This is a genomic window from Clostridium facile, from assembly GCF_014297275.1.
Taxonomy (GTDB): Bacteria; Bacillota; Clostridia; order Oscillospirales; family Ruminococcaceae; genus Massilioclostridium; species Massilioclostridium facile.
In genome coordinates, this window is record NZ_JACOQK010000001.1 from 1,004,854 (window position 1) to 1,022,928 (window position 18,075).

Annotated in this window: 15 protein-coding genes; 1 reads left to right on the forward strand and 14 read right to left on the reverse strand. The window is 44.7% G+C overall.

The window, feature by feature from the left end; translation table 11 throughout:
* Positions 1 to 10: 10 nt before the first annotated feature.
* The 14 genes from H8Z77_RS04245 to miaB all read right to left on the reverse strand — a co-directional run bounded on the left by H8Z77_RS04245 (position 11) and on the right by miaB (position 16,622).
* Complete coding sequence (locus tag H8Z77_RS04245) at positions 11 to 826, reverse strand: HAD family hydrolase (protein ID WP_186996279.1); 816 nt, start codon at positions 824 to 826, stop codon at positions 11 to 13.
* A gap of 27 nt (positions 827 to 853) precedes the next feature.
* Positions 854 to 1,768: an RluA family pseudouridine synthase gene (locus H8Z77_RS04250; RefSeq protein ID WP_186996280.1), complete on the reverse strand. Its 915-nt coding sequence runs from the start codon at positions 1,766 to 1,768 to the stop codon at positions 854 to 856.
* The gene (gene lspA, locus H8Z77_RS04255; protein WP_069988951.1) at positions 1,769 to 2,275 is read right to left on the reverse strand and encodes a signal peptidase II; all 507 of its coding nucleotides are present in this window, start codon (positions 2,273 to 2,275) and stop codon (positions 1,769 to 1,771) included. It abuts the gene before it with no gap.
* Between the two features lie 66 nt (positions 2,276 to 2,341).
* Entirely contained in the window at positions 2,342 to 5,128 is a 2,787-nt protein-coding gene (gene ileS, locus H8Z77_RS04260; RefSeq protein ID WP_069988952.1) for an isoleucine--tRNA ligase, read from the reverse strand.
* Positions 5,129 to 5,170: 42 nt separating this feature from the next.
* Positions 5,171 to 6,040 (reverse strand): DivIVA domain-containing protein, encoded by an 870-nt coding sequence (locus H8Z77_RS04265; RefSeq protein ID WP_069988953.1) that lies wholly within the window; start codon positions 6,038 to 6,040, stop codon positions 5,171 to 5,173.
* Positions 6,041 to 6,053: 13 nt separating this feature from the next.
* Positions 6,054 to 6,812, reverse strand: a complete 759-nt coding sequence (locus H8Z77_RS04270) for a YlmH family RNA-binding protein (RefSeq protein WP_186996281.1) — start codon at positions 6,810 to 6,812, stop codon at positions 6,054 to 6,056.
* A 1-nt stretch (position 6,813) separates the two neighbouring features.
* The gene (locus tag H8Z77_RS04275; protein WP_069988955.1) at positions 6,814 to 7,257 is read right to left on the reverse strand and encodes a cell division protein SepF; all 444 of its coding nucleotides are present in this window, start codon (positions 7,255 to 7,257) and stop codon (positions 6,814 to 6,816) included.
* Positions 7,254 to 7,988, reverse strand: a complete 735-nt coding sequence (locus H8Z77_RS04280) for a YggS family pyridoxal phosphate-dependent enzyme (RefSeq protein ID WP_069988956.1) — start codon at positions 7,986 to 7,988, stop codon at positions 7,254 to 7,256. Before H8Z77_RS04280 ends, H8Z77_RS04275 begins: the two co-directional genes overlap by 4 nt.
* A complete protein-coding gene (locus tag H8Z77_RS04285; RefSeq protein WP_069988957.1) occupies positions 7,966 to 9,204 on the reverse strand; it encodes a biotin/lipoyl attachment domain-containing protein in 1,239 nt (412 codons plus the stop codon). The genes H8Z77_RS04280 and H8Z77_RS04285 overlap by 23 nt, the downstream gene beginning before the upstream one ends.
* Positions 9,205 to 9,247: 43 nt before the next feature.
* Positions 9,248 to 10,273, reverse strand: coding sequence for a tRNA (adenosine(37)-N6)-dimethylallyltransferase MiaA (gene miaA, locus H8Z77_RS04290; RefSeq protein ID WP_235843911.1), 1,026 nt, complete (start codon positions 10,271 to 10,273; stop codon positions 9,248 to 9,250).
* Positions 10,185 to 12,089: a DNA mismatch repair endonuclease MutL gene (gene mutL / locus H8Z77_RS04295; protein WP_186996282.1), complete on the reverse strand. Its 1,905-nt coding sequence runs from the start codon at positions 12,087 to 12,089 to the stop codon at positions 10,185 to 10,187. The genes miaA and mutL overlap by 89 nt, the downstream gene beginning before the upstream one ends.
* A gap of 17 nt (positions 12,090 to 12,106) precedes the next feature.
* Positions 12,107 to 14,737, reverse strand: coding sequence for a DNA mismatch repair protein MutS (mutS, locus tag H8Z77_RS04300; RefSeq protein WP_186996283.1), 2,631 nt, complete (start codon positions 14,735 to 14,737; stop codon positions 12,107 to 12,109).
* A 40-nt stretch (positions 14,738 to 14,777) separates the two neighbouring features.
* Complete coding sequence (locus tag H8Z77_RS04305; RefSeq protein ID WP_069988960.1) at positions 14,778 to 15,185, reverse strand: YlbF/YmcA family competence regulator; 408 nt, start codon at positions 15,183 to 15,185, stop codon at positions 14,778 to 14,780.
* Between the two features lie 21 nt (positions 15,186 to 15,206).
* Entirely contained in the window at positions 15,207 to 16,622 is a 1,416-nt protein-coding gene (gene miaB, locus H8Z77_RS04310) for a tRNA (N6-isopentenyl adenosine(37)-C2)-methylthiotransferase MiaB (RefSeq protein WP_286165433.1), read from the reverse strand.
* A gap of 350 nt (positions 16,623 to 16,972) precedes the next feature.
* On the opposite strand from miaB, the gene H8Z77_RS04315 reads away from it, so the two are divergent.
* Positions 16,973 to 17,824: a metallophosphoesterase gene (locus H8Z77_RS04315; protein WP_186996284.1), complete on the forward strand. Its 852-nt coding sequence runs from the start codon at positions 16,973 to 16,975 to the stop codon at positions 17,822 to 17,824.
* The last annotated feature ends 251 nt before the right edge of the window (positions 17,825 to 18,075 follow it).

Below are 18,075 nucleotides of genomic sequence, written 5' to 3' on the forward strand. Positions count from 1 at the left end.
TACACATTCCTCATTTTTCGTTGTCTTGATTGTTGATGACGTATTCCATTGTATCTGCGATTGCCCCTTCCTCATTGGTGCAAACCACTAAGTCGGCAATCTGTTTTACTTCTGGCAACGCATTGCCCACCGCTACACCCAAATGGGCTTTTTGCAGCATTTCCATATCGTTGAAAAAGTCCCCTACCGCAATCGAGAGTTTTCCTTCTGCCTGGGATGTATGGGAAAGGTGTTCCAACCCTACCCCTTTATTAATCCCTTCGGGCAACATCTCAAAATACACAGTGTGGGTTTTTACAAATACCAATTCAGTTTCTTCTAACTGGTACATATGGGAGGCAAACTCTTCCATCAAATCTTCCGGCACGCCAAATAGGACTTTGATTGCCTCTTTGGGAAGCTCTTGTTCCTCTACCATCTGATACTCCAACTTTTCCCGATTGACGTGGTCAATCACAATATCATTGGGATGGAAGATATATGTAGTTTCCGCCCCCAGCACCTCAATTCCCACCTGGGGATACTTCTGCTTTACCTGTTTGACTACATCCATATAACGTTGGGATAAGCAGGCGTTCCATAGGACTTTTTGCTGCTGGTAGTCATATACCATCCCACCGTTAAACAGGATGACCGGCATGGTGATATCCAGGGTTTCCACATACCGTTTCGCAGACAGCATAGACCGTCCGGTGGCAATGGTAAATTCCCCGCCAAGCTCTTTCCAATGTTTGATTGCCTCACGATCACGCTGGGAGATGGTTTTCTGGCTGGTTAACAAAGTGCCATCCATATCCGTTGCTAAAAAATATTGGTCTAACTTCATGGGCTACTCCTTTTCGTTGTTTTCCATTTACCTTAGTTTTGCCAAAAACTTCCGAAAATAATCCGGCAGTTCACTGTCAAACGAGAGCCATTTCCCCGTGGTTGGATGCTCAAAAGCGATTGTTTTGGCGTGCAGGCATTGCCCTTGTAACTCTGTAATACATTTTTTCGGGCCATAAACGGGATCTCCCGCAACGGGATGTCCGAGGGAGGCCATATGGACGCGAATCTGGTGGGTTCTTCCTGTTTCCAGCCGCAGCCGGATATGGGAGAACTGAGAATATTCCTCCAGCACCGTATAATGAGTAACAGCCGGCTTGGAATTTTTCTGGGTAACACACATTTTTTTCCGGTCTTTTTCGCTCCTGCCAATCGGTTTGTCCACAACCCCTTCCTGCTGGGGCAATCTACCATAAATAACAGCCTCATACGTCCGCTCAAACGAGTGGTTTTTAATCTGCTCCGCCAGCTTTACATGGGATTGGTCGTTTTTTGCCACAATCAAAAGCCCACTGGTATCCTTGTCAATCCGGTGGACAATTCCGGGGCGGATTACTCCGTTAATCCCTGAAAGGCTTCCCTTACAGTGGTGAAGCAAAGCGTTGACTAGCGTACCAGTGTAGTTCCCCGCAGCTGGATGGACAACCATCCCTTTTGGTTTGTTCACCACCAGCAGGTCACTGTCCTCGTACACAATATCCAGAGGAATATTTTCTGGCTGAACATCCAGTTCCACTGGGTCGGGCATGACAATAAAAAGTTGTTCCTCCCCTTTTAGGCGGTAGTTTTTCGTTAAAGGCTTACCTTGACAAGTCACCGCCTGCTGGGAAATGATTTTTTGCAAAAAAGAACGGGTTTTCTCTGAAAACTGTTCCCCTAAAAATACATCCAGCCGCTTTCCTTTTTCCTCCTGGGCAACAACAAGCTCCAGCTGTTCCGCCATTTATTCGCCCTCCTGCTGGGAAAGTTTATTCTTTTTATTTTCTTGATAGTCCTCCACAAACACGCCGATGATTACCAGGATTACTCCAACTACCACTAGACAGTCAGCAAAATTAAATACCGCAAAATTTTCAAACGGGGCAAAGTTCACATCAATATAATCGAATACCAGTCCGCCACGAAACAAGCGGTCAATCAAATTTCCCAAACCGCCAGCAACTACCATGGCACCAGTAATGTGAAGGAACCAGCTTTTGATTTTATTGGTAAACACAAAATAAAGGCAGATTGCCATAATCGCCACTGTAAGGATAATAATAAACCAGCGTTGTCCAGCGAACGCACTGAACGCCGCACCATCGTTTTCAATATGGGTAAAGTTTAGTACCCCTGGAATAATGGTAGTAGTATCATTTTCCATAGGCAACCATTGGGCTACCAGGAATTTAAACAGTTGGTCTAACACAACCAAAAGCACGGTTACTACCCCAAAAATGATTTTTTTCATTACGCCCTCCAACCGAAAAACAGGCTGCCGCCGTCAAACGATGGCAACAGCCCTATTTTTATTCTCTTATTCTACTACGCTTGCACAACGAGAGCACAAAGTAGGATGTTCTGGATGAGAACCAACGGTATCGCTGTACATCCAGCAGCGTTCACATTTCTCTCCAGTTGCTTTCACAACATCAATGGAAAGACCTTGTTCCTCAAAATTGAACTCGCCTGTTCCATCCTGGGAGATTTCCACGCCGGAAACAATAAAGATTGTTTGTAGGTCGTCCTTAAAGCCTTCCAGGAATTGGGCTGTTTCCTGGTTGCAATGAATGATGACATTTGCATCCAAGGAAGAACCGATGACTTTCGCGGCACGTTTTTCTTCCAATGCTTTTTTCGCACATTCACGGATTTCGTAGATTTTATTCCATTTTTCCATGAAAGAATCGGATACTGTGATGCCGATTGGTTCTGGCATTTGATTGAACAGAACGGATTCGGTATTCTCAGAGGAAGTATGTGGCAGGCTCTGCCAGATTTCTTCTGAAGTAAATGCCAGGATTGGCGCAACCATTCTAGTCAATGCGTCCAAAATCAGATACATGGTGGTTTGTGCGGCGCGGCGGTCAACGCCATCTGCTTTTTCACAGTACAAACGATCTTTGATAATATCCAGGTAGAAGTTGGACATATCAACAACGCAGAAGTTATGGATTGCATGGTATACAATATGGAAATCAAAGCTATTGTATGCTTCATCCACTTTTTTCATGAGAGCATCCAATTTTAACAATGCCCATTTATCTAATTCGTGCAGGTCATCCAGGGAAACCTGGTCGGTATCCGGATTGAACCCATTTAAGTTCCCTAAAATATATCTTGCGGTGTTACGGATTTTACGGTAACCTTCGGAGAGCTGTTTCAGGATTTCTGGAGAAATTCTAATATCCGCATGATAGTCGGAAGAAGCGACCCATAGACGAAGGATATCCGTACCGTATTGTTCGATAATCTTTTCTGGTGCAACACCGTTTTGCATGGATTTGGACATTTTACGCCCTTCACCATCCACTACCCAACCATGAGTACATACGTTTTTATATGGTGCGGTACCTTTTGTCGCAACCGCTGTCAGTAAGGAGGATTGGAACCAACCACGATATTGGTCAGCCCCTTCCAGGTACAAATCCGCTGGCCAGCGCAAGCCATTCTTTTCATCCACAACAGAAGCATGGGTACAACCACTATCAAACCAAACATCCATGATATCAGTTTCTTTGCGGAATTTTTTACCATGGCAATCAGGACATTCAAAATCCGCTGGCAAGAACTCAGATGGATCTTTCTCATACCAGGAGTTGGAGCCCTCTTTACGGAACATATCCGCAATCGCTTGGATAGATTGATCATTGATAATCGCTTTGCCACAATCTTCACAGTAAACGATTGGGATTGGAACGCCCCATACCCGCTGACGAGAAATACACCAGTCGCTGCGGTCACGTACCATGTTCTCAATACGTCCTTCACCCCAGCCAGGAATCCAGTTTACCTCTTTGATTGCCTTTACAGCATCCTCTTTAAAATCATCTACGGAGCAGAACCACTGTTCTGTCGCGCGGAACAGGATTGGGCTCTTACAACGCCAACAGTGAGGATATTGGTGGATAATCTTTTTAATAGCAAACAGGTTTCCGGTGGAATCCAGTTTTTTCGCGATTGCCTTATTGGCATCATCGGTTTTTAAGCCGGCAAATTCCCCAGCTTCTTCGGTTAAGATACCGTCAGAATTCACTGGAACCACAATTGGAATTTCTTTATAGTTCCGGCAGACTTCAAAGTCTTCCACACCATGGCCAGGAGCGGTGTGTACGCATCCAGTACCACTTTCCAGAGTAACGTGATCCCCTACAATTACCAAAGATTCACGATCGAGGAATGGGTGGGCAACTTTCATATATTCAAATTCAGAGCCAGCAAAGTTACCAACCATTTCATAATCGGTAATGCCAGCAGCTTCCATTGCGGATGGAGCCAGTTCCCGAGCCATTACATAGTATTCATCCCCGTTTTTCACCAGAGTATAATCATAATTTGGACCTAAACAGATAGCAACGTTGCCCGGTAATGTCCAGGTAGTAGTAGTCCAAATCACAAAATAAACTTTGGATTTATCAATCCCCTGTTTTTCAAAGAAGCCTTTATCCTCGGTCACATTGAATTTTACATAGATAGAATAACATGGATCCTCTGCATATTCAATTTCTGCTTCCGCCAAAGCGGTATTACATTCTGGGCACCAATAAACTGGTTTTAAGCCTTTATAGATAAAGTTTTTCTTTGCCATTTCGCCAAATACTTCGATTTGTTTGGCTTCAAATTCCGGTTTGAGGGTCAGGTATGGGTTTTCATAATCTCCCAATACACCCAAGCTTTTAAACTGTGCTTTTTGATTTTCCACATGTTCCAGGGCAAACTCCCCACACATTTTTCTCAGTTCTACTGGAGTGATGGTGTTTTTATCCGCGCCAGCCGCTTTTAACGCTTTTAATTCAATCGGGAGACCGTGAGTATCCCAGCCTGGAATATAAGGAGCCTGATAACCACTCATATTTTTATGCTTTACAATAAAATCCTTTAAAATTTTATTTAACGCAGTACCCAGATGGATCGCACCATTGGCATATGGAGGGCCGTCATGCAACACGTACAACGGTTTGCCTTCATTTTTTTCAATCATCTTGTAGTACAATCTTTCCTGGTCAAATTTCTGGAACAAAGGCTGTTCCCTTTTTGGCAGGTTTCCACGCATGGGAAAATCCGTTTTTGGAAGATTTAAAGTCTTATTATAATCTTGTGCCATCAGTTTGTTCTCTCCTTAATATTGTTTCTGTCTTATCACAATTTATTTTTGTTCGCCAAACTTCAAATCGCTAAACCTGGATTTAAAATCAGGGCGGTTGGCATTATTTGTAGCATTTGGCGAATTTTTTGTTTCAGTAATGGTAATCCGGAATGGAGAACCTTGTTCCTGCACCACTTTTTCGGATTCTACCGGTTTTGGGTCCGGTACAGGTTTCACTTCTGCCGGCTGTTTTGCTACTGGAGGTTTTTCCAGTTTTTCCGCTGGAATATCCTGTGGCTTTGGCGCTTCAGGCATATCCTCCACAACTGGTTTGGATGGTTCTGGTTTTGTATCTTTTACTTCCGGCAGTTTTGTAATCAAATCCAGATGGGCTTTGTAAATTCCCAATAAGTTAGATTTGAAAGCGGAAACCTCTTTTTGCATTTTTTTCAAGCGCAGCACTTCAGTTTCGGTGCGGGTTTTCGCATCGGAAACCAGGGAACCTGCTTTTTCCTGTGCATCTTTTAACATATTGGAACTTTTTACGGTGGCTTCTGCCATCATTTTCTGGCTTTGCTCCTCCGCTTCCGCAATCATTTTATTACTTTTTGCGGTGGCGTCGGTAATCATTTTATCGCTTTTCTGTTCCGCTTCTTCCACCATAGCAGCCGCTTTTATTTTGGCATCATGTACTACGGTGCTGCTCAGTTTTTGCGCGCTGACAATAATTTCTTTTACACTCTCTTCGTCTTCCTGATAACGTTCAATCTGGGCATGTAGCTTTTTAATTTCCTCTTTGAGTTCTTTATTTTCATTTTCCATTGTTTCCCAAGCATCTGCCGCTTTGGACAAACAAGCTTCTACCTCGTCCGGTTTAAATCCAAACGCGCCTTTATCAAACGTTTGCCGTCTTAATTCATTGGCGTTCAAAACAAATCCCCCTCTACGTATATTGGTTTATGGTAATATGAAACCTTCCTTTTTTTGTCTGGCTGATTTCATCTGTAATACAAAACTTGCCCACACCACGGATGGTAAGGATATCCGCAGGCTTTAATGCAACATGGTTGGATTGCGCTACCAGATAGTTGACCATAACCATGCCGGATTGAATCAAAGATACCGCTTTTTCACGGGATACCCTAGCCGCCAAAGCGACTACAGCATCCAACCGCATGGAAGACACTGTACCCGCCCGTTCCTGAAAAGATTCCACCAGTTCCATCTGAGATAAATCCTCCTGGCTAACCGATACGCCAACCCTGCCTACTTTGCACAGTTCCTGTAAAATAACAGGGGCGATGCTATCCCGGACAAAGAGGGAACATTCCCCTGGCTGAAGAATCATATCTCCTACCGCTTCCCTTTTTATATTCAATCCCATAATGGAGCCTAAAAAGTCCCGATGGCTCAGTTCATAATGGGAAGGGTGTTGGATTTTCAGGGAAACAATTGGAAAATCCTCACGGTCAGGCTGCATATAATCCGGAAACGCCCCCAACATCAACCGACGGTTATTTTTACAACCACCGTAAAACAGATAATTCGCATAATGGCGTTTTTGAATATATGCCTGCGCAAAATACACCTGGCTTTCGTTGAGAAAAGAGGTGTACTTTGGGTAATTTTTCTCCCGGGCAATGGTGAAAATATCCTCCACCTTCGCTTCCAGTAGTGCTTTTTCCTGGTTCGCTTCTGTCATATTAGAAAAATACGCCGTTATTTTCCAGTTCGTCCAGCAGGTCGCCCATTACATCCACATTATACGGAGTGATAATAAAGGTACTGTTTGCTACCCGTTTAATCTGACCGTTGTTGGCATAGGCAACGCCGCTTAAAAAGTCGATCAAACGCCGGGCAATCTCCTTGCTAGCGGATTCCAGGTTTAACACAACGGTGCGCTTCGCATTGAGGTGGTCCGCAATAGAACTTGCATCCTCAAAGCGTTCTGGCTTTACCAGAACTACTTTTAATTGCGCAGTTGCGTTGATGTTCATTACTTTATTTTTACTATTGTCTCTATCTGATCTGTGGTCGTTTTCTTCTTTGGCAGAAAACACTTCACGGTTGTCATCATATTCTTCGTACTCTTCGTAATCCTCGTCCTCTACGCCTACCATACCTTTTAGTTTGTCCATAAAACTCATTTTTGAAATCCTCCTATTTGATAACTTCTAGCGCCAAACATTGCAGAACCAACCCGCACAATATTTGCGCCGTATTGGATTGCCAACATATAATCAGCACTCATTCCCATGGATAAAAAGTTCATAAATATATTATCTCTGTTTTGTGCTTTGATGTCAATATATAACCGCTGCATTTTTGCAAAATATTTCTCACTTTCTTGCGCTGGCGGGATTGCCATCAGCCCTTGTACCGAAATATTCCCTAAACTGGAAAGTCCATCCAGCAAAGGTTCTAGTAAATTAGGATCAACACCGCTTTTGGTTTCCTGCCTGCCGATATTCACCTCTACCAATACGGGCATGATCAACTGGTGTTTTTTTGCCTGCTTGTCAATCTCCTTGGCAAGTTCCAAAGAATCCACCGAGTGTATCATGGAAACCTTATCAATAATATATTTTACTTTGTTGCGCTGTAAATGACCGATAAAGTGGATATGATCCGCTTTCAACTGGTAAGCATCGTATTTTTCCATCAACTCTTGAGCACGGTTTTCCCCTAACAGGGTAACCCCTTCCTGAATAGCAACGTTAACATACTCAGGCGGGACGGTTTTAGTCACTGCCATCAGCTGGATATCCTGTGGAGAGCGCTCAGCCTTTTGTGCCGCCTGTGCAATATTGGCTTTTATCCGCGTCACATTGGCACGAATCTGCTCCACCCGTTGACTATCGAATTGGTTTTCCATCATAAAGATCCTTCCCTTGTACAATAATGGTATCGTATAATTGCAAATACTCCTGCTCTGTGGAATGATGCGCGCACAAAATGTATTCTTCATTTTCATAAAGAATCTCCACTTTTTTAAAGTTGAGGTTGGCGCCATGCTTAATATAAACCCCTGGTGTACCATCCTCGGACGTATGCAAAGCGGTCTTTGGGATTTTTAAACCGGTATGGCTATTAAAAATAACTTCTGCCTTGTTTTGACGGATGGAAATCAGATTTCCGGTAATCTGGGTAATGCTGAACACCACCAGGCTTTCGTGTTGTTGTGGATTTTTATCAATGCGGTAGATTTCCGCTTCAATAGCGGCGTCTACATCTTCAAACCGCAGTGTACAGGCCTGCCCTTGTTTTACCTGATCCAATTTAGCGGTGGGCACTAGAGCAACATAGCGCAAGTCTGGTTTTGTCATCACTTTGCCAATAATGTTGGTTTGCTGTTCCGCAGATGGATCTGGCTCCTTATATTGCTCCAAAAGTTGTTTTAACTCGTTAGCTGTAACGGTATCAGAATAAGCGTGGGTCAACTGTTCCTCATAGCCATCCAACTTGTCCTCAAAATAGCCAGCCTGGGAGGCGTTAACTGCTTGGGGTTGGGAGGTGATTGAGGACTCCAACTCAGATTTTTGTTGATTGAGGGTTTGAATCTGACCGTTAAAATCAGTGACTTTTTGCGTTACAATCTGCCGTTTGTTCAACATAAAAGTTAGATCATTCCGATAAGAAGCATAATCCGAACCCCCGCCCTGTTCCAGCTGCTGGATAAACTCCACATAGGTGTTGGTCAATTGTTGGTTCACCACTGAAATGTTAGCTTCCTGTTTTACCCCTTCGCTTTGCGCTTCTTCCAATTGTTCAATCTGGGCTGTCAGTTGTTCGATCTGCGCAGTTGCTGCTACGTCTGCTTCATTCTGATAGAGCATGGCAACATTGGCGCCTTTTGCGATTTTATCCCCATTTTGGTACAGGTATTTTACAACCCCTTCTCCTTCTGGGCGCTGGATAATCGTTTCGTCCTTAAAAACAAGCCCTTCGGTTTGGACGCTGTCATTTAAGGTATAATCATATACAATCTCGGTCTGGTAGGGATCGGACAACCGCAAATACACCTGATACCCCAGGTTGATCAAAATACAGAAGGATAACAAAACCGTAATAATGCGGATTACATTGGTTCTCATTTTTTTGTTATCCCCCTCCGTTTAATTGATTGTTTTAATTTTATCACAAATACAAGGATTTTTCTATGATTTCAAAGCTTTGTTCATAAATTGTTTGGATAGTTTCCACAGAATCGGGGAAAATCCAATGAATATTGGGATTTCTGCGGAACCATGTCAGTTGGCGTTTGGCATAGCGGCGGGTTTGCTGCTTGATGGTTTCCAGCGCCTGTTCCAGGCTTTCCTCACCGGAAAAATAACGGCTCAGCTCTTTGTAGCCAATGGCCTGGTAAGCAGTTTTCAGCCCCGGCGTATCGTAAACAGCCTTTGCTTCCTGCAGCAGTCCTTGTTCCATCATCAAATCTACCCGCAGGTTAATCCTGTCATACAAATGCTGGCGGTCCTGGTAGTTCAGCCCAATGTAACACGGATGAAAACGGGAAGGGTGTAGTCTGCTGTTTTGCAGGTGTTGGGTCATAGGAACACCAGTGGTATGGTAAATCTCCAGTCCACGGATAATCCGGTTGCAGTTGTTGGGATGGAGGGTTTTCGCATATTCTGGGTCAATCTGTTCCAATTGGCGCAGCAGATATTCCCCGCCCTGTTCTTCCGCCAGCTGTTGCAGTTGTTTTCGATACTGCTGGTCGGTTTCCGTTTCGGTAAAGGTGATATTTTCCACCAGAGAATCCACATACAGTCCGGTTCCCCCCACCAAGACGGGCTGGTTCCCACGGGCAAGGATACCATCAATCGCCTGGTTTGCCAACTGTACATAATCGGACACGCTGAATGGCTGGCGAGGGTCAAGGAAATCCATCAGATGATGGGGAATCCCCTGCTGTTCCTCTTTGGTGGGCTTTGCGGTGGCGATATCCATTCCTTTGTAAATCTGCATGGAATCCGCCGAAACGATTTCCCCTTGGAATCGCTTGGCGATTTGGATGCTTAAATCGGTTTTTCCGGACGCAGTAGGCCCTACTACAACGATTAACGGAATTTTATTATGTTCTTCCAAACTGTTTTTCAAACCTTTCTTTTGTAAACGTAAGGATGACTGGCCTGCCATGAGGGCAATACCGAATCGATTCATCCGTCCACACCCGTTGCAACAACTGATAGAGTTCTTCCGGGGTGTTGTGATCATTGGCTTTGATGGCTGCTTTGCATGCCATAGAATGATACAAATCATCCAGCACCTTTGGTGTAATATCCTTTTTATTCTGGCAGATGTTGTTGATTAAATCTTCAAACACCTCTTGACAGTTGTGCTGATCCAACACCAAAGGAATTTCCCGGATTAAAATAGATCTATCCCCAAAATTTTCTGCCAAAAATCCCATGTGCTGAATTTGTTCCAGGTGGTCCAACACACAGCCGTATTCTTCTCTGGACAGGGTCAAACGGATGGGAGAAAGCAACAGCTGCCGTTCCATGGGATGGTCGTTCTGAGCCTTTAGCTCCTCGTATAAAATGCGTTCATGGGCGGCGTGTTTATCCACCGCCACAAACATGCCATCAATTTCCGCCAGAATATAAGTCTGGAACAGTTCCCCAATCAGGCGGATTTCCGGCGGTTGTTGGGATTCCATCACCACGGTTTCCTGCTGTTGGAGAAGTGGCTCTGGTGTTGGAACAGATTCCGGTTTTGGCTCCTCTGGTAAAGGTTCTTCCAAAATAATCCTGTCCTCTAAGCGGGAAACTGGTTGTTGTTCTGGCTGTTTTTTTTGGAAGGAACTCCGGCTTAAAAACTGGTAGTTCTCTTGGTTAATGGACGGTTCTGGTTCAGAATGGTAATCGGGCTTACTTTGCTGGAATGTTGCCTTTTTCGGAAGTGTGGTCTGTTCTTGCTGCCGTGGATGGAATACCACCCGCTCAATATGTGGCTTTACCTGTGGCTGCTCCGGTTGCTGCGTCAACTGGTTATCCTTAGCGATTGCCTGTTTTACCGCAAAATACACCGCTTCAAATACCGCCTGTTCGTCCGAAAAACGTACCTCGATTTTCGCTGGATGCACATTGACATCCACACTATCTAATGGGAGGGAAAGCTCCAACACGCAGGCAGGGAATTTCCCCACCATGATACTGCCTTTATAGGCCTCTTCTAGAGCGGCAATACAAGTTTTGGATTTAACGTAGCGCCCGTTGATGAAAAAATGCTGCATACTCCGATTGGAGCGGGTCTGGGTAGGGATGCTAGTAAATCCGGTTACCTTCACCTTATGATTACTGTCCACCTTCATCAAAGAGGTAGCAAATTCCCTACCAAACACAGCGTAAATCACTGCGAATAAATCCCCATTTCCAGGGGTATGTAGCACCTGTTTCCCCTCCCTTAGCATCTGGAACGAAACCTCCGGATGGCTCAAGGCGATTTTATCCACAATGGACTGGATGGAATTTGCCTCGGTTACATCTTTTTTCAGGAACTTCAAACGAGCAGGCACATTGTAGAACACATCTCGCACCAGAATGGTAGTTCCTGCTGAACAGCCGTAGGGTTCCAACGAAACTTCTTCCCCACCCTGGATCAGATAGCGGGTTCCATATTCCTGTTCCGCCGGTTTGGTCAACAGTTCCACCTTAGCCACAGCACAAATAGAGGCTAGTGCCTCCCCACGGAACCCCAGGGTTCCGATGCGATCTAAATCATCCTGATCAGAAATTTTGCTAGTAGCGTGGCGCAAAAATGCCTTCGGTACATCCTCGGCGGCGATGCCGCAGCCATTATCCGTCACACGGATGAGGGATTTACCGCCTCGCCGGATTTCAATGGTAACATTGGTTGCCCCTGAGTCCACGGCGTTTTCCAGTAATTCCTTTACAATCGAAGCAGGACGCTCAATTACCTCGCCGGCGGCAATCAGTTCGGATACATTTTTGTCTAACAGGTTGATTTTTGGCACAAGGGCACCTCCGTTCCCTATGATTTTAGCAGTTGTTTGAGTTCATATAAATAATCCATGGCTTTTTTTGGTGTCAGCTCGTCCGGGTCAATCTGGCGAAGCAACTCCAAAGCAGGGTGTTCTGGCTGTTCTACTGTTTCTACTGGAGGGGCGCCCAAGGCAATTTGCAATGGTGCCTGTTCGATTTGATCCGCCAGAGAATTGGTCTGTACCGTTGCCAACGAACCGGATTCCAGTTCCTTTAAAATCTCATTGGCCCGTTTTACCACCGGCGCAGGAATCCCCGCCAGTTTTGCCACTGCGATGCCATAGCTGTCATCCGCTCCACCCCGTACAATCTTGCGCAAAAAGGTAATGTCATCCCCGTGTTTTTTCACCGCAATATTGTAGTTGACAATCCCATGGATTTCGTGTTCCATACTGGTGAGTTCATGGTAATGGGTGGCGAACAAGGTCTTGCAACCAAGCTGTTTTGATTTCATGATGTATTCTACCACCGATTTAGCGATGCTCATCCCGTCAAAGGTGGAAGTCCCCCGTCCGATTTCGTCCAGGATGACCAGACTGTTTTTAGTGGCATGTTTAAGGATATGGGCAACCTCGCTCATCTCCACCATAAAGGTGGACTGTCCGGCGGAAAGGTCATCCGACGCCCCAACACGAGTAAAGATCTTATCCACAATGGAAATTTTCGCGTAACTGGCAGGGACAAAACTTCCCATCTGCGCCATGAGCACAATCAGCGCCACCTGCCGCATATAGGTGGATTTTCCCGCCATGTTCGGGCCGGTAATCACAGCCAGCTTGTTGTCGCTGGTATCCAGTAAGGTGTCATTGGGTACAAACGGAACATCCAACACGGTTTCTACCACCGGATGCCTGCCATCCTGGATAACAATCTGCCCTGTGGTGACAATTTCCGGACGGGTATAATGGTATTGATCCGCTACTTCCGCCAGGGAACAAAGTACATCCACCGTGGCAACTGCTTCAGCGGTTTGCTGTACTGTAACTAGTTGTTCCGCAACAAATTTTCGCAGTTCCTCAAAGATTTCCTGCTCAATGACGATAATCCGCTCATTTGCCACCAGGACTTTCTGTTCGTACTCTTTTAGCTCCTGGGTGATAAACCGCTCACAGTTGGCAAGGGTCTGTTTGCGGATATAATCTTCCGGCACGTCCGCCAGATTGGATTTTGTCACCTCAATATAATAGCCGAACACCCGGTTGTAGTTGATTTTCAGCTTTTTGATGCCGGTGCGTTCCCGCTCTTTTTCCTCCATTTGCAGGATGTAATCCTTGCCGTTGTCCCGGATTTCCCGCAACTCGTCCAGCTCTTGATGGAACCCTGGTTTGATTACGCCGCCTTCCTTCATAGTGATTGGAGGTTCATCAATAATGGCGTTCTCGATTAAATTGTGGATCTCCTCCATGTTGGAAATCCGTTGGTTCAAATCGCACAACAGGGAGGACTGGTAGGTGGAAAGTTCCTGTTTTACTTCGGGCAGGCTTTGGGCAGTGAACGAGAGGGCTTTCAGTTCCCTTGGGGACACCGAGCCGTAAATCACCTTGGTCATCAGCCGTTCCAGGTCGTAAATATTGGAGAGCAGCTCCATCAGCCGGTCCCGCTTGATTAAGTCTTTACAAAGCTCCTCCACCGCATCCTGGCGTTTTAGAATCTGCACTGGGTTAATCAGCGGCTGCTCCACAAATTTCCGCATCAAGCGTTTTCCCATAGAGGTTTTGGTGTGGTCCAACACCCAGAGCAGGCTGCCACGTTTTTCCCCGCTGCGGAGGGTTTCGGTCAACTCCAGGTTTTTACGGGCAGCAAGATCAACCCCCATATACTGGTGCTCACTATAAAGCTGGAGGTCAATCAAACGTTTTACCCCGTCTTTCTGGGTTTCTATCAGGTAGCCAATTAAGACCCCAAGGCATCCGGTTGCCAACGGGAACTGGCTCAAGCCCAGGTCATCCAGGGATTTTCCAAACTGTTCTTCCACCTGCTGCCGCACCACAGCCGATTGGTATTTTTCATCCTCCATCAGTTCCCCGGTGCATTTCATATGGTTTTTCAGGTATTTTGCTACATCCGTAAGGTTGACAAACTCCTGGTTAAAGAGAATCTCGGAAGGGGAAAACCGTTGCAGCTCATTGACGATATCCACCATTAAATTGGAAGAGCGGAATTCGGAAGTAAACACCGTCCCGGTGGACACATCCGCAAAACTGATACCGAAGTTTTTGCCTTGTACCAGGATGCTGCAAATATAGTTGTTTTTGCCATCCTCCAACATGTTACTTTCTGAGATAGTACCCGGGGTAATGACACGGATCACTTCACGGGTGACAATCCCTTTGGCAAGGGCAGGGTTTTCCATCTGCTCACAGATGGCCACTTTGTAACCTTTTTCCACCAGCCGTTTGATATAAGTATCCACACTATGAAAAGGAACGCCGCACATTGGCGCACGTTCCTTTAAACCACAATCTCTTCCTGTTAAGGTTAACTCCAATTCCTTTGACGCAATCAGAGCATCCTCAAAGAACATCTCATAAAAATCCCCCAGGCGGAAAAACAGCAGATGATCCTTATGCTGTTGTTTGATTTGCTGATACTGCCGCATCATTGGTGAAAGTTTATCCATCATGTTCCTCCCTTGGGTGTCAAAATCTCGATGTTACAAATTAGTGGCAGCCACCACAGCTAGAGCAGCTTCCAGAACATCCCTGAGGCTCGATGTCACAGGTTTCTGGGTCGTCGCCGTTTACAGAAGCAACCAGAATATTGTTGATGTAGTTCATCAGTTTATTCATGGCGTCACTGGCACGATTAAAGGTCTGCATGTTTTGGTTTGCCATGATTTTTTCGTACAGGTCGCGGAGCTGTTCGTTTTTCTGTTGAGTTTCCGCCTGGTCAGCGTCTTTATTGTTCATCAGATTTTCCACTTCCATCCGTTTCAGGTTGAACTGGCCAATCAAATCATTTAATTCTGCATCGTTGTCGTTTGCCACTTTGGCGTTGTGCAGTGCCTGGTATTCTGGACACTCCTGAATTGCTTTCCCTAATTCTCTTGCTAATTTTAATGGTTCCATCTTGTATTCTCCTTATAAATTCTAAATTATATCGCCAACCAACGCCAATTTTCTGGCCTCGGTAATCCGAACGTTTACAAATTCGCCAATCAGCTCTGGGCTGCCGGTAAAGTTGACTACCATATTATGTTGGTTCCTACCAGAAAGGGTTCCTTCCTGTTTGCCAAAGCCATCCACCAGCACACGCATGGTTTGCCCCTCGTACCGTTTTAGGTTTTCCACGGCGATTTCCGCCTGCGCCTGTAACAGTTCTTGGAACCAGCGGGATTTCTCCTTTGCTGGAATCGGGTCAGGCATTACTGCCGCTTTGGTTCCATTTCGTGGGGAATAAATAAAGGTAAACAGGGAATCATACCGCACTTCCCGAATCAAGGAAAGGGTATCCTGGAACTCCTCATAGGTTTCCCCTGGGAACCCTACAATAATATCGCTGGTCAACGAAAGGTTTGGGATTTTGTGTTTTGCGTAGTCAATCAAAGACAGATAATGTTCCCGGGTATAGCTGCGATTCATCGCTTTTAATACCCTATTGTTCCCACATTGCACCGGTAAATGCAGATGTTTACAGATTTTATCGCATTCTGCTATGGTGTCAATCAATTCCCTGGTAGCGTCTTTTGGGTGGGAGGTCATAAACCGGATTTGAAAATCTCCTGGTATATCATTGATCTGGCGAAGCAACTGGGAAAAGCGGATACCGTCTTCCAGATTTTTGCCATAGGAGTTGACATTCTGTCCCAGAAGCATAATCTCTTTATATCCCTGCTGTACCAGCCCTTCCACCTCTTGGAGGACGTCCGCCGGTTTTCTGCTGCGTTCCCTTCCTTTTACATAGGGAACGATACAGTAGGTGCAAAAATTATTACAGCCATACATAATCTGCACCGAAGCCTTAAACTGGCTGTCCCGCACCACCGGAAGGTCTTCCGCAATAACGCCTTCACTCTCCGGAATCTCAAAAATACGCTTTTGCTTTTGCAGCGCACGGTAAACAAATTCCGGCAGGCGGTGAAGCACATGGGTACCGAACACCATATCCACATAAGGGTAGCTATGCTTGATTTTTTCGGTGATATGTTCCTGCTGTACCATACAGCCACACAGCCCAATGATTAAATCAGGATGTTCCTTTTTTAAATGGGAAAGCTGCCCTACGTTTCCAAACACATGGTTCTCCGCATTTTCGCGGATAGCGCAGGTGTTGTATAATATTAGGCTGGCATGTTCCGGGGTATCCGTCAAGCCGTAGCCCATTTCCACCAGCATCCCTTTGATCCGTTCCCCATCTGCCACATTTGCCTGGCAGCCATAGGTGTGCACATGGCACAAAGGCTGCTGCAAATACCGCTGGGATAGGATTTCTTTACATTTCAGCGCATATTCCTGCTGCTGTTGTTTTTCTTGTTCTGTTATAAAAACAGCTTGTTTCTGTTCCAAACCGACACCTCTCGAAAATAATACAGGGTATATTATAACATTTTTTTCCCTTTGAATCAAGCAAAATCCCCCTGATTGTACCAAAATATTGGAAAACACTACAAAGTTACCTTTTTTATATAGGATGGCGCTATATCGTAACACTCCAATACGATTTGTAAGTCCGAAACTGCAATACATCAAAAAATATTTGTTTCGTAACTTTTTTAGTTTACATCGGTCAAAAATTTTTGCGCAGGACCCCATAGATTCCTATTGAAAATTACATACTATTTTCTATTTTATCATATAAACGTCATATTTCCCCTTTATAGTGTTATCAAAACCAAGACAAAGGAGATGTTATCTTATTGAAAGTATTGCGTAACATTGCCCTATTATTCCTTATTTTCATCGTTGCTATAGCCGGATGTATCTTTTACGCATTCCAGATAGAACCCTACCGGCTTAAAGTCCATCCATATAATATCAACCAGCAACAGGAGGGTACCACTGGCTACAAAATGGTGCAGATATCCGATTTACATATCAAACAGGATTTTACCAATCAAAACCTGAAAAAAGTAGTGGACAAGATAAACGAGCAAACCCCTGATATTGTTCTGTTCACAGGGGACTTATATGACAATTATGCACAATACAACGATAACGAAAACATTGTTGCGGAGTTACAAAGAATCCAAGCAAATTATGCTAAAATTGCCATTTGGGGAAATCGAGATTACGGTGGAGGGGCGGAAAATGAGTATCAGTATCTTATGGAATCCTCTGGATTTCAGTTATTGAAAAATCAAGACTATTCTGTGACTCTAAATAACGGAAAAACAATTTTGTTTACAGGGCTGGACGATTCTTTGCTCGGAAATCCTTCCTTACCAAGTACAAAGGAAAGCCGTCATTTTGATTATCATATCCTATTGACCCATGAACCGAATACCGCTGAAAATTACCTGAGTTCCAACTATGATTTTGCTGTTAGCGGGCATAGCCATGGTGGTCAAATCAACATTCCGTTTTTTCCTGCCCTAAAGGAATTTGCTTTATCCAACACTTCTCTATCTTCTAAATACAGCGGAGGGATGTATTCCATCGGGAACACTTCCAACTTCAATCTGTATGTAAATACTGGAATTGGCACTACCCATATTTCCGCAAGGTTTGGCGTTGTGCCGGAAATCGCAGTATTTCAACTCTTCCTCTAAAAAGAAAAACCAGGATTCCTCTTTTTGTTGCTTTTATCGTCTGTTTTTTGGAGCAAAATGTTATATGATGATTAAGTTAGTGTTTTTACTGGAGAAAAGAGAAAATATAATAGAAACCATCCACAAACGGACAATTTCGGTTTTCTTTTGAACTGTAGTGTTGCCGTAACACATACCAACTATCAATAAGCGGTCAATAACATTACCAATATTTATTTTCCTCGGTCCCTTTATAAATGCTATTTTCTACT